Below are 12,807 nucleotides of genomic sequence, written 5' to 3'. Positions count from 1 at the left end.
TTGTAGTAATTGCAATTATGCAAAACTTATTTTACATTGAAAAAATGGATAGACAAATGTCTATCCATTATTCTTCACGTTTACCGTCTTTATTAATTTCATGTAAAAGTGTATCAATTCGATGACCATATCCGATAGACTCATCAAACTCAAAGGTAATTTCTGGTGTTTTACGAAGACGAATACGTTGGCCAATTTCTGAACGAATAAAGCCTTTTGCCTTCGCTAAACCTTTTAATGTATTTTCTTTCTGTTCTTCGTCACCTAAAACAGAAATGTATACTTTAGCAATTTGTAAATCTCCACTCACTTGTACATCTGTTACTGTAACAAATCCAATACGTGGGTCTTTAATTTTACGACTGATAATGTCGCCTAATTCTTTTTTCATTTGCTCGCCCACACGGTTCGCACGTAATTTCATAACTCTTCACCTCATTCAATACCATTCCAAATGTGTTATCGTACGTTCAATTTCAGGAAATGAATCGATATACTCAAGTACACGATTCATTTCTTTTTCACAGACAACACGATTTGAGGATACGGAAACAATTGCAATTTCTGTACGTTGCCATACATCTTGATGCCCAACTTCAGAAACAGCTACATTATAGCGCTGTTTCACACGAGTTAACACACGTTGCAAAATTGCTCGTTTCTCTTTTAAAGAATGCACATCGTAAATCATACACTCGAATGAGAGTGAAGCGATAATCATCGCTTCACTTCTTCCATAACGTATGCTTCAATGATGTCCCCTTCTTTAAGATCATTATATCTCTCAATTGTAATACCACACTCATAGTTTTGTGCAACTTCTTTTACGTCGTCTTTGAAACGTTTTAACGTATCAAGTTTTCCTTCGAAGACTACTACGCCATCACGGATAATACGAACGCCACTATCACGTGTAATTTTACCGTCTATTACGTAACAACCTGCGATTGTTCCAACTTTTGTTACTTTGAATGTTTGACGAACTTCCGCTTGACCGATTACTTTTTCTTCGAATTCTGGATCCAGCATACCTTGCATTGCTGATTCAATTTCTTCGATTACTTTATAGATAATACGGTGTAAACGAACATCAACTTTCTCTAATTCAGCTGTACGCTTCGCATTCACATCAGGGCGTACGTTAAATCCAATTACAATTGCATTAGATGCAGAAGCTAAAATAATATCAGATTCTGTAATCGCACCTACGCCTGTATGGATAATTTTTACTTTTACACCTTCAACATCAATTTTACGAAGTGATGCTGCCATTGCTTCTACAGAACCTTGTACGTCTGCTTTCACAATTAAGTTAATTTCTTTTACATCGCCCTCTTGGATTTGTTGGAATAAATCTTCCAGGCTGAATTTAGATTTCTCACCACGTTGTGCAACTAACGCTTCTTGTGCACGTGATTCACCAATTTGACGAGCTTTCTTCTCATCAGCGAATGCCATGAAACGATCTCCCGCTTGTGGCACTTCATTTAAACCTGTAATTTCAACAGGAGTTGATGGACCAGCAACTTTTACACGACGACCAATATCACTTACCATTGCACGAACACGACCGAATGATGTTCCAACAACAATTGGATCTCCAACTCGAAGTGTACCGTTTTGAACAAGTAATGTCGCGATAGTTCCTTTACCTTTATCAAGCTGTGCTTCAATTACAGTACCAGCTGCATAGCGATTTGGATTTGCTTTATATTCTTCTACTTCACTCACAAGAAGGATCATTTCTAGTAAGTTGTCAATTCCCTCGCCTTGAATTGCAGAAATTGGTACGAAAATCGTGTCTCCGCCCCAAGCTTCTGGAACTAATTCATATTCTGTTAATTCTTGCATTACACGATCAGGATTTGCCGCTGGTTTATCCATTTTATTCACAGCAACAATAATTGGTACTCCAGCTGCTTTCGCATGGCTAATCGCTTCAACTGTTTGTGGCATAACACCGTCATCAGCTGCAACAACAAGAATTGTAATATCTGTTACTTGTGCACCACGAGCACGCATTGTTGTAAATGCCGCGTGACCTGGTGTATCTAAGAACGTAATTTTCTTATCATTTACATCAACTTGGTATGCACCGATATGCTGAGTAATTCCACCAGCTTCGCCAGCAGTTACTTTTGAATTACGGATAGAGTCAAGCAATGTTGTTTTACCATGGTCAACGTGTCCCATAATTGTAACAACAGCTGGACGTTCTTTTAAGTTTTCTTCATCATCTTGCTCATCGATGAATGTTTCAAATTCAGTTTCACTTACAACTACTTCTTCTTCTACTTCAATACCGTAATCAGTAGCAATTAACTCAATTGTATCTTTATCTAAGTCTTGGTTAATTGTCGCCATAATTCCTAGCATGAAGAGCTTTTTAATAATTTCAGATGGCTCTTTGCTTAACTTTTTAGCAAGGTCACCTACTGTAAGGCTTCCAGAGAAAGTGATTTTATCTGGTGTTTCTACTATTGGTGTTTGTTGTCTTCCAGCAAAGTTATCTTGACGTTTATCTTCATTTGCTTTGCCTTTTTTCTTATTCTTATTGCTGTTCTTTTTACTGCGAACAACTTTCTCTTCTACTTCAAACTCATCTGCAACAGAAGGTTTTTCCGCTCCAGCGCTATATTGATTATCTAATTTGTTTACTACTTCATCTTCTAACATTGTCATATGATTCGAAACCTCGATATTCATCTCTTTTAGTTTTGTCATAAGATCTTTACTTGAGATATTATTTTTTTTTGCATATTCATGTACTCGAATTTTACTCATACCTTCACCCCCGGTAATTTGTATCGAGCATGCTACGTAGCTTTTTCGCAAAGCCTTCATCTAAAACAGCTACAACGACTCGCTCGTCTCTCCCAATCGCATGCCCTAATTGTTGTCGATTTTCGACTTTTCTCATTGGTATGTTGTAGTACGTGGTTTTATCAATGATACGTTTTGTAGTGTTCGCTGACGCATCTTCAGAAAGCAATACTAGCTTTGCTTTGCCACTTCGTACTTCTTTTAAAACGAGTTCTTCACCCGAAATAAGTTTTCGAGCGCGGTTTGCTAGTCCTAAAAATGATTTCCAATCAGACACTTATTTCGACTCCTCCTCAACAAGCTCAAGAAGCTCTTCGTACAGAGAACTGTCGATTTTCGCTTTTAGATGATGTTCCAAAATGTTTTTCTTTTGGGCTTGAATAATGCTTTCTTTATCTTTTGATAAATATGCACCTCGTCCTGATTTTTTTCCTGATAAATCAATAGACACTTCGCCCTCTTTGGAACGAACAATGCGAACTAGCTCTCGTTTTGATTTCATCTCTTGCGTCGCAATACATTTTCGTAACGGAACTTTTCGATTGCTCATACTCATCACCTCTATTCGATTTCGTCTTCAGCTGAATCGAATCCGAATGCGATTACGCTATCTTCTTCTGTCACAATACCAAGTTGTTTCGCATCAGACTCACTTTTAATATCAATTTTCCAGCCTGTTAATTTAGCTGCAAGACGCGCATTTTGTCCACGCTTACCAATCGCTAATGAAAGCTGGTGGTCTGGAACAACAACAGTTGTTGCTTTCTCTGCTTCATCTACAAGTACTTTAACAACCTGTGATGGACTTAAAGCATTTGCAACATATTCAACTGGGTCATTCGACCAGCGAACGATGTCAATCTTTTCACCTTTTAGTTCATCTACAACGCGTTGTACACGTTGTCCTTTCGGTCCTACACAAGAACCTACTGGATCAACATCGATATTCTCTGCATATACAGAAATTTTAGAACGGTCGCCTGCTTCACGTGCTACAGAGCGAATTTCTACAGTTCCATCATAAATTTCTGGAACTTCCATTTCGAATAAACGTTTTAAAAGACCAGGATGTGTACGTGATACGTAAATTTGTGGTCCTTTTGTTGTCTTTTCTACTTTTGTAATAAATACGCGAATACGATCATGTGGTTTATATTGCTCATTTGGCATTTGCTCACTTACAGGTAATAAAGCTTCTACTTTACCTAAGCTTACATAGATGAAACGAGCATCTTGGCGCTGTACAATACCAACCATAATGTCTTCTTCACGATCACTAAATTCTGAATAAATTACACCACGTTCCGCCTCACGAACTCGTTGTGTTACAACTTGTTTTGCAGTTTGCGCTGCAATACGACCAAAATCTTTTGGCGTTACTTCAATTTCTAGTACGTCACCATCTTGGTAGTTTGGATTAATTTGTCTTGCCTCTTCTACAGAGATTTCAAGACGTGGATCAAACACATTATCTACAACGTCCTTACGTGCTAAAACTTGAATTGTTCCCACTTCTGGGTTAAAGCTCACACGAACGTTTTGTGCTTGGTTAAAATTGCGTTTATAAGCAGAGATTAATGCTGCTTCAATCGCATCAATAATAATATCTTTGCTAATACCTTTTTCTGACTCTAATACGAGCAAAGCATCTAACAACTCAGTGCTCATGAAGATCCCCCTTCTTACTAAAACGTAACAGCAAGTCGCGCATTTGCAACTTTATCCATTGGAATTTGGATTTCTTTTTTACGTGTTTTAATTGTTAATAGTAGTGTAATTGTATTACCGTCGTAGGAAAGTAGCTTTCCTTCAAACATCTTCTCACCATCAATCGGCTTATATGTTTTAATCGCCACTTGTTTTCCTACCGCTTGCTGGAAGTCTTTCTCTTTCTTTAATGGACGTTCCGCTCCAGGAGATGATACATCCAAAAAGTAAAGATGAGGAATTGGATCCTCTTTATCTAAAGCTTCGCTTAAACGTTCACTTACCGCACCGCATTCTTCAATTTCGACTCCCTTTTCAGAATCGATGAATACGCGTAAGAACCAGTCTTGTCCTTCTTGCACATACTCTACATCTACAAGTTCAAGATTTAACTCTTCAACGATTGGCTGCGCAAATGCTTCTACAATTTCTGTGACTTTCTTATCCATAAACAGCCTCCTTCCTGCCGCCATGTACCATTTACAAGAAAAGATCCCGTTCATAAAGACGGTCTATCTTATTCTTTCTCGTTAGCTAACAAAAGCCCCTGCCGTTAAGCAGGGAATATCTGTCTTAGTATTACCAAATTTAAGAAGTAAAACTTGTAACAAAATATGTATATACGACAGAAATATCTTTACTATCTACATCAGCAAAATGTAGATAGTAACACGAAAGAGTGGGTTTCCCCACTCTCTTTTTCACAAAATATACATGACATGGTTATCTCGGTTTATAGTATACCATAGCAAATGTTGATTTGCAAAGATTTTTCCTACCTATTAGAACAGTGACAATTGGTTTTGATCCGGTAAATCTCCTAGACAACCTTGACCATCTAAATACTCAATAATCGTTTTAGAAACCTTACTGCGCTGCTGTAAGTCTTCTTTTGATAAGAAATCACCATTTTTACGAGCTTCAACAATACTGAAAGCTGCGTTTGTACCAAGACCGGGAACTGCATTAAATGGAGGAATTAAAGTATCCCCATCAATTATAAATTCGGTTGCATGCGAGCGGTATAAATCAACCTTTTGGAATGAATAACCACGCTCACACATTTCAAGTGTCATTTCTAATACCGTTAATAAACTCTTCTCTTTCGGTGCTGCATCCAATCCTTTTTGTGCAATCTCATCAATTTTTACACGTATGGATGCTGAACCTTTCGCCATCGCCTCTACATCAAAGTCATCTGCACGAACTGTAAAATATGCCGCATAGAATAAAAGTGCGAAATGTACTTTAAAGTATGCAATACGTACAGCCATAAGTACGTAAGCAGCCGCATGGGCTTTAGGGAACATGTACTTAATCTTCTTACATGAATCAATATACCAACCTGGTACATTGTTATTTCTCATTTCCTCTTCCCATTCTTCAGGTACACCTTTACCTTTACGCACCGACTCCATGATTTTGAAGGCTAATGATGGATCCAAGCCTTGATAAATTAAATATACCATGATGTCATCACGACAACCGATAACTTCACTCAGTGTACACGTACCGTTATAAATTAATTCATTCGCATTACCTAACCATACATCTGTACCATGGGACAGTCCAGAAATTTGGACAAGCTCTGAAAACGTCGTTGGTTTCGTTTCTTCTAACATTTGTCTTACGAATTTCGTACCAAACTCTGGTATACCAAGTGTACCTGTTTTACAGTTAATTTGTTCTTCCGTTACCCCTAAAGATTCTGGACCAGAGAAAATTTTCATTACTTCTGGATCATCCGTTGGGATTGTTTTCGGGTCAATACCACTTAAATCTTGAAGCATACGAATAACAGTCGGATCATCGTGTCCTAATATATCAAGTTTCAATAAATTATCATGAATTGAGTGGAAGTCAAAGTGCGTTGTTCTCCACTCAGCACCTATTGAATCAGCCGGAAACTGAATTGGTGAAAAGTCAAAGATATCCATGTAATCTGGTACAACGATAATACCACCTGGATGCTGTCCGGTCGTACGCTTTACACCTGTACATCCTGCAACTAAGCGATCAATCTCTGCATTTCGAATTGTTAAGTTATGATCATTAGCATAACCTTTCACATACCCATAAGCGGTTTTTTCCGCAACCGTACCAATTGTTCCTGCGCGGTATACATAATCTTCACCGAACAGTAATTTCGTATAGTTATGGGCGCGTGGTTGGTATTCTCCGGAGAAATTCAAATCGATATCCGGTACCTTATCCCCTTTAAATCCAAGGAACGTTTCGAAAGGAATGTCATGCCCATCTTTCACATATGGAACATTACATGTTGGGCATTCTTTATCTGGTAAATCAAAACCAGAACCTACAGAACCGTCATTAAAGAACTCTGATTGTTTACACTTTGGACATACATAGTGCGGTGGTAATGGGTTTACTTCTGTAATTTCCATCATCGTTGCAACAAATGATGAACCTACCGATCCACGCGAACCTACTAGATAACCGTCCACTAACGATTTTTTCACAAGCTTATGTGAAATTAAATAAATAACGGCGAATCCATGTCCAATAATACTTTTCAATTCTTTTTCCAAACGAGCTTCTACAATTTCCGGTAGTTCATCTCCATAGATACTTCTTGCCATTATATAGCTCATATCACGTGTTTCATCGTCAGCACCTTCAATTTTCGGTGTGTATAAATCATCTTTTACTGGACGAACATCACCAATTAATGATGCGATCTTGTGTGTATTTGTCACAACAATTTCTTTTGCTTTGTCTTCACCTAAGAATGAAAAACAATCTAGCATTTCATTTGTTGTACGGAAATGTACAGGCGGTAATGAATGGCGATTTAACGGATTAGCTCCTCCCTGCGAACTGACTAAAATTTTCCGATATATCGCGTCCTCAGGATCTAAATAATGCACATTCCCAGTAGCAACAACTGGTTTATCTAACGTCTCACCTAGTTTTACTAAGTTAGAAATTATTGTTTTTAACTGTCCTTCATCTCGAACGAGTTCACGTTCCACTAAATGACGTAACACTTCTGGAGGCATAACCTCAATGTAATCGTAAAACTGTGCAATTTCTTCTACTTCTTCAGGCGCTTTTTGCATCATAGCTTCAAATACTTCACCTTTGTCACAAGCTGTTCCTACTAAAATGCCTTCGCGATATTTTTTTAATAGTGATCGTGGTACACGTGGTACACGATAAAAGTAATTCAAGTGAGAATATGAAACAAGTTTATATAAGTTTTTCAACCCAACATCTGATGTGGCAAGTAACGTCATATGACTTGGACGCCCACGTTTATACGCATCCCCTTGTCCCATACTATCGTTTAGTTGATCGTGATATTCAAATCCCTTTTCAATCACATCTTTTAACATCTTCACAAGTAAATATCCCGTTGCTTCTGTATCATAAATCGCACGGTGATGTTGCGTTAATTCAATATCAAGCTTTTTACACATCGTATTTAATCGATGATTTTTCATTTCTGGGAATAAGAACCGTGCAAGTTCTAACGTATCAATAACTGGATTTTTCGTTTTTTCTATCCCAGCCTTTTTAAAACCTACGTTAATAAAGCCCATATCGAAGCTTGCGTTATGAGCAACAAGTGTATGGTCACCCATCCATTCCTCAAACTTTTTAAACACTTCGTCCACTTCTGGTGCATCAGTTAACATATCATCTGTAATACCTGTTAATTCAATAATCGTCGCCGATAATGGTTGATGAGGGTTTGCGAAAGATTCAAAGCGATCAATAATTTCTCCACCTTTTACCTTTACAGCAGCTAACTCAATGACTGTATCATATACAGCAGATAACCCTGTTGTCTCAACGTCAAAGACAACATATGTTTCTTCTGCAAGTAGACGATGTGCTTCGTTATATGCTATCGGCACACCATCATTAACTAAATTTGCTTCTACACCATATAGAACTTTAACTCCAGCCTTTTTACCAGCAGAATATGCTTCTGGGAACGACTGTGCAACAGCATGGTCTGTAACTGCAATAGCCTCATGCCCCCATTTTCCGGCTTGGGCAACGAGCTTAGAAACAGAAGTAACAGCATCCATTTGACTCATTGGAGTATGAAGATGAAGTTCTACTCTTTTTTCTCCTTCTTTTGCTTTATCTTTACGAGAAGGTCCCGTTATTTCATTTATATCATTTGCGATCATAACTAAATCACGCACGAATGTATCATTTTGAACTGAACCACGCGCTTTTACCCAAGTTCCTTTTTTCAAGGATTGTAACATCGGGATATCTTCTTTATCACGTGAGAACATCTTAATCATAATAGAGTCCGTATAGTCAGTTATCTTTAAAGTTAATAATGTACGTCCACTACGAAGTTCTTTCGTCTCTACATGGAAAACATACCCTTGAACGGTTTTTCTTCTTTCTTCATCTTGAATTTCACGCAGCGGCGTAATCTCTTCATCTGGCTTAATAAGATAACCAAGCACAACTGGTCCTTCATGAACAACATCACTTTCTTCAGCTTGCCTTTTAGCCATCTCTTCCATAGCCTGTATAACTCGTTGACGATCTTCTTCCTGTGTCTGCTCACGAAACTTTTGCATTTCTTCTGCATTTTGCTTTATATGTGTGTCTAACTGAAAACGCGGGAATCCAAAAGCTTCGTATTGATCACCTACTGGTTTCGCAACGTTTTTCTTTAAAGTAGTAGATTCCAGCTCATTATTTACATTTAATAGCAACTTCACGCCATTGACCTGCGGAAGTTGCTTCTTTAAGTACGCGAACATAGGTGAAAATGTAATTCGTTCTGTACAAAGCGGCCAATATGCCTTTACTTCTTCTTCTGTAAATTGTTTATTCTCTGCTTCTAATGCAAATGTTGTTCTTGCAATATGAGAAAATGATTGCTTAAGCTTTGTTTCTAGCAACTCATATAATTCTGTCGGCAAAATACGTGGCACTTGTAAGTCAAAATGCCAACTTTTATTCGCTTTATCAATAACTAGCTTTTCAATACCACCGCCATGTAAATATTGATTTATAAGGTCTTCTGGTATTTGCAACTGTTGGAGCAAAATTTGAAATCGCTCTTGTTGTTCATTTGTTAATGACATAAGCACTCTCCTTCCATTTGCTATTATAAATTGAAACGTACTACAAAGAAAGATTTCTTCCTTCTTCTTTTACAAAATACGTTTACAAAGAAAGAGAAGGTACCTCATTACGAGGTACCTCTTCTTATTTTAAAATATTAGCAATATATGTTTGAAGTTCTTCTACTTTCACTTCTTCAGACTCGCCTGTAGCACGTACTTTCACTTCTACAATACCTTCATCTGCTTTTTTACCAACTGTAACACGAACTGGAAGGCCGAATAAATCTGCATCTGCAAATTTAACACCTGCACGTTCTGCACGATCATCTAGTAATACTTCGTATCCTTGCTCTTGTAATGAGTTATAGATATTTTCACCCATTTCACGTTGTGCATCAGATTTCATATTTACTGGAATTACATGCACATGGAACGGTGCAACAGCTTTTGGCCAAACTAAACCGTTCTCATCATTAAACTGCTCTGCGATTGCTGCCACTGTACGAGATACACCGATACCGTAACAACCCATAATAAGTGGTTTTGTTTTTCCGTTTTCATCTAGGAACGTTGCGTTCATTGCTTCACTATAACGAGTTCCTAATTTGAATACATGACCAACTTCAATTCCACGTGCGAAAAGAATTGTTCCATTTCCATCTGGAGATTGGTCTCCTTCTTGGATGAAGCGTAAATCTGTATATTGACTTACTTTAAAGTCACGTTCTGGATTTACATTTACATAATGGAACCCTTCTTCGTTCGCTCCTGAACATCCGTTGACAATTGATGCTACAGCATGGTCAGCGATAATTTCGATATCCCCTGTAACACCAATCGGTCCTAAAGAACCCACTTCACAGTTTAATAACTCTTTTATTTCTTCATGTGAAGCAAGCTCAACGACTGAAGCTCCGTATACATTCTTCACTTTTACATCATTGACTTCATGATCGCCACGAACAAGTACTACTACTAATTTCGCATCTACTTTAAACACCATAGATTTAATGCATTTTTCCGCTGCGATATTTAAGAATGCAGATACTTCTTCAATAGCTTTTTGATCTGGAGTTGCTACTTTTTCAAGTGCTTTTTCGGCTTCATCGCTCTTCGTATACGTAGCAACAACAGGAGCCATTTCAATATTTGCCGCATAATCAGATGTATCAGAATACGCAATTGTATCTTCACCTACATCAGATAACACCATAAATTCGTGTGTATCTTTTCCACCCATTGCTCCAGAATCAGCGATAACTGCACGGAAATTCAAACCACAACGAGCAAAGATATTAGAATACGCTTTGTATAAACCGCTATATACTTCATCCAAACTTTCTTGTGTTGCATGGAAAGAATACGCATCTTTCATTAAAAATTCTCTTCCGCGTAATAAACCGAAACGTGGTCTTTGCTCATCACGGAATTTTGTTTGAATTTGATATAATGTTAATGGTAGTTTTTTGTATGATTTAATTTCATCACGTACAAGATCTGTAATTACTTCCTCATGAGTTGCCCCTAGCGCAAACTCGCGAGCATTACGATCTTTCATACGCATTAATTCTGATCCGTAAGAATACCAACGACCTGATTCTTGCCATAATTCAGAAGCTTGCATAGCTGGCATTAATAGTTCTACTGCCCCTGCGCGCTCCATTTCTTCACGAACAATACGTTCTACTTTGTGTAACACTTTTAAACCAAATGGTAGAAAACTATAAATACCAGAAGCATTTTGACGCATAAACCCTGCGCGAAGTAATAATTGATGACTCTTAATTTCAGCATCTGCTGGAACTTCACGTAATGTAGGACTGAATACCATACTTTGTTTCATTTATTCGCACCTCTTCATTTTACTCTTACACGCAATAAAATCCCTCACCTCGAGTTAGGTGAGGGATTTTATTCTATGAGCTCTATTTCATTATAAACTTCTTCTTATTTTACAAGAAAAACTTACGGATGTCATTCCATGTTACAACTAACATAAGCAACATTAATAATGCAAACCCAATAAAGTGAACCATTCCTTCTTTTTGACGATCAATTGGTTTTCCTCGTAATGCTTCAATTAAGAAGAAGAACAAACGTCCACCGTCTAAAGCTGGGACTGGTAATAAATTAAATAAACCAAGGTTAATACTTAAAACTGCCGCTAAACTTAGTACACGCGTAAATCCATAATCTACAACTTGATCTGTTAGATTATAAATTCCTACTGGACCTGACAACTCATTAATAGAAAATTGACCCGTTACTAATTTCACAAGAGAATCAAAAATTAGTTTCGTCCATTCGTATGTTTGTTCAAACCCTGATTTAATAGAACCCATCACTGTTTTCTCTACAGGAGAATAAACACCAATTCTACCAACTTCGTCTTTTCCTTCTTTATCAAGCGTTGGTGTTACTTTCACATTAAATTGCTCACTATCACGCTTTACATGTAACGTAATTTCTTTATTTGGGTTTTCACGTACAATCGTTACAACATCTTTCCATGTACTAGTGTTTTTCCCATTGATTGCTTGAATTGTATCGTTTTCTTTTAATCCAGCTTGTTCTGCAGCACTATTCTCCATTACTTTTCCGACCATTGGTTTGTCAACAGGAACTCCTTGTACAAATCCAAGAATCACAAAAATAACAAATGCTAGAATAAAGTTCATTGCAGGACCTGCAAAGATTGTTAGAGCACGTTGGCCCAATTTTTTAGAGCCAAATTGTCTATTGTACGGAGCGATTTGAATTTCTTCTCCCGCAGAAATGATACGAGCTTTTTCATTTACTCGGAATGTTTGCAGCTCTTCCTCGTACTCTTCATAACCCAAAATTGTAAGATTATGCTCTAAATCAGCTTGTTCGACTTCAATGACACGAACATTTGGATATTTTTCATGTCCGTCAAAAACTAATTTCACAACTTCGTCTTTTTCATTTAATACAAGTCCAACCTTTTTTCCAGGTTTTAACTCAACTGTGTCCGCATCCTCGCCAGCCATTCTTACATAGCCACCAAGGGGCAGTAATCGAATCGTATACACCGTTTCATTCTTTTCAAATGAGAATATTTTCGGACCAAAACCAATCGCAAACTCGCGGCACAAAATACCTGCTCTTTTTGCGAAATATAGATGCCCTAGCTCATGGAAAAATACGAGTGCACCGAAAATTAATATAAAGGCAATCGCTGTATTCAATT

Annotated in this window: 10 protein-coding genes; all 10 read right to left on the bottom strand. The window is 37.6% G+C overall.

The genetic code is table 11. The features are described from left to right. Positions 1-67: 67 nt before the first annotated feature. The 10 genes from rbfA to rseP all read right to left on the bottom strand — a co-directional run bounded on the left by rbfA (position 68) and on the right by rseP (position 12,805). Entirely contained in the window at positions 68-424 is a 357-nt protein-coding gene (rbfA, locus tag MKX66_RS00715) for a 30S ribosome-binding factor RbfA (RefSeq protein WP_000776437.1), read from the bottom strand. 15 nt (positions 425-439) lie between these two features. Further along, positions 440-721 (bottom strand): DUF503 domain-containing protein, encoded by a 282-nt coding sequence (locus MKX66_RS00710; RefSeq protein WP_002088157.1) that lies wholly within the window; start codon positions 719-721, stop codon positions 440-442. Beyond that, on the bottom strand, positions 718-2,784 hold the full coding sequence (gene infB, locus MKX66_RS00705; protein ID WP_002014558.1) for a translation initiation factor IF-2: 2,067 nt from the start codon (positions 2,782-2,784) through the stop codon (positions 718-720). Before infB ends, MKX66_RS00710 begins: the two co-directional genes overlap by 4 nt. 4 nt (positions 2,785-2,788) lie before the next feature. Next, positions 2,789-3,100 carry a YlxQ family RNA-binding protein gene (locus MKX66_RS00700; RefSeq protein ID WP_002033679.1) on the bottom strand — a complete coding sequence of 104 codons (312 nt, stop codon included), beginning with the start codon at positions 3,098-3,100 and terminating at the stop codon, positions 2,789-2,791. Further along, positions 3,101-3,373: an RNase P modulator RnpM gene (gene rnpM, locus MKX66_RS00695; RefSeq protein ID WP_341085286.1), complete on the bottom strand. Its 273-nt coding sequence runs from the start codon at positions 3,371-3,373 to the stop codon at positions 3,101-3,103. It abuts the gene before it with no gap. An 11-nt stretch (positions 3,374-3,384) separates the two neighbouring features. After that, the gene (gene nusA / locus MKX66_RS00690) at positions 3,385-4,491 is read right to left on the bottom strand and encodes a transcription termination factor NusA (RefSeq protein ID WP_002014554.1); all 1,107 of its coding nucleotides are present in this window, start codon (positions 4,489-4,491) and stop codon (positions 3,385-3,387) included. 17 nt (positions 4,492-4,508) lie between these two features. Then, on the bottom strand, positions 4,509-4,979 hold the full coding sequence (gene rimP, locus MKX66_RS00685; RefSeq protein ID WP_002088165.1) for a ribosome maturation factor RimP: 471 nt from the start codon (positions 4,977-4,979) through the stop codon (positions 4,509-4,511). Between the two features lie 333 nt (positions 4,980-5,312). Beyond that, entirely contained in the window at positions 5,313-9,614 is a 4,302-nt protein-coding gene (locus MKX66_RS00680; protein WP_002033677.1) for a PolC-type DNA polymerase III, read from the bottom strand. 124 nt (positions 9,615-9,738) lie between these two features. Further along, positions 9,739-11,439 (bottom strand): proline--tRNA ligase, encoded by a 1,701-nt coding sequence (locus MKX66_RS00675; protein WP_078175371.1) that lies wholly within the window; start codon positions 11,437-11,439, stop codon positions 9,739-9,741. A gap of 109 nt (positions 11,440-11,548) precedes the next feature. Then, on the bottom strand, positions 11,549-12,805 hold the full coding sequence (gene rseP, locus MKX66_RS00670) for an RIP metalloprotease RseP (RefSeq protein WP_002088169.1): 1,257 nt from the start codon (positions 12,803-12,805) through the stop codon (positions 11,549-11,551). Between the last annotated feature and the right edge of the window lie 2 nt (positions 12,806-12,807).

The organism is Bacillus sp. FSL R9-9530 (assembly GCF_038008145.1).
GTDB classification, from domain to species: domain Bacteria; phylum Bacillota; class Bacilli; order Bacillales; family Bacillaceae_G; genus Bacillus_A; species Bacillus_A mycoides.
The sequence above is the reverse complement of the archived record's forward strand: the minus strand, read 5'-3'. Positions and strand labels throughout refer to the sequence as shown.

Excerpts from the sequence above, each read along its gene's own strand:
- rbfA (WP_000776437.1), bottom strand. The coding sequence starts at position 424 with ATGAAATTACGTGCGAACCGTGTGGGCGAGCAAATGAAAAAAGAATTA.
- MKX66_RS00710 (WP_002088157.1), bottom strand. The coding sequence starts at position 721 with ATGATTATCGCTTCACTCTCATTCGAGTGTATGATTTACGATGTGCAT.
- infB (WP_002014558.1), bottom strand. The coding sequence starts at position 2,784 with ATGAGTAAAATTCGAGTACATGAATATGCAAAAAAAAATAATATCTCA.
- rnpM (WP_341085286.1), bottom strand. The coding sequence starts at position 3,373 with ATGAGCAATCGAAAAGTTCCGTTACGAAAATGTATTGCGACGCAAGAG.
- nusA (WP_002014554.1), bottom strand. The coding sequence starts at position 4,491 with ATGAGCACTGAGTTGTTAGATGCTTTGCTCGTATTAGAGTCAGAAAAA.
- rimP (WP_002088165.1), bottom strand. The coding sequence starts at position 4,979 with ATGGATAAGAAAGTCACAGAAATTGTAGAAGCATTTGCGCAGCCAATC.
- MKX66_RS00680 (WP_002033677.1), bottom strand. The coding sequence starts at position 9,614 with ATGTCATTAACAAATGAACAACAAGAGCGATTTCAAATTTTGCTCCAA.
- MKX66_RS00675 (WP_078175371.1), bottom strand. The coding sequence starts at position 11,439 with ATGAAACAAAGTATGGTATTCAGTCCTACATTACGTGAAGTTCCAGCA.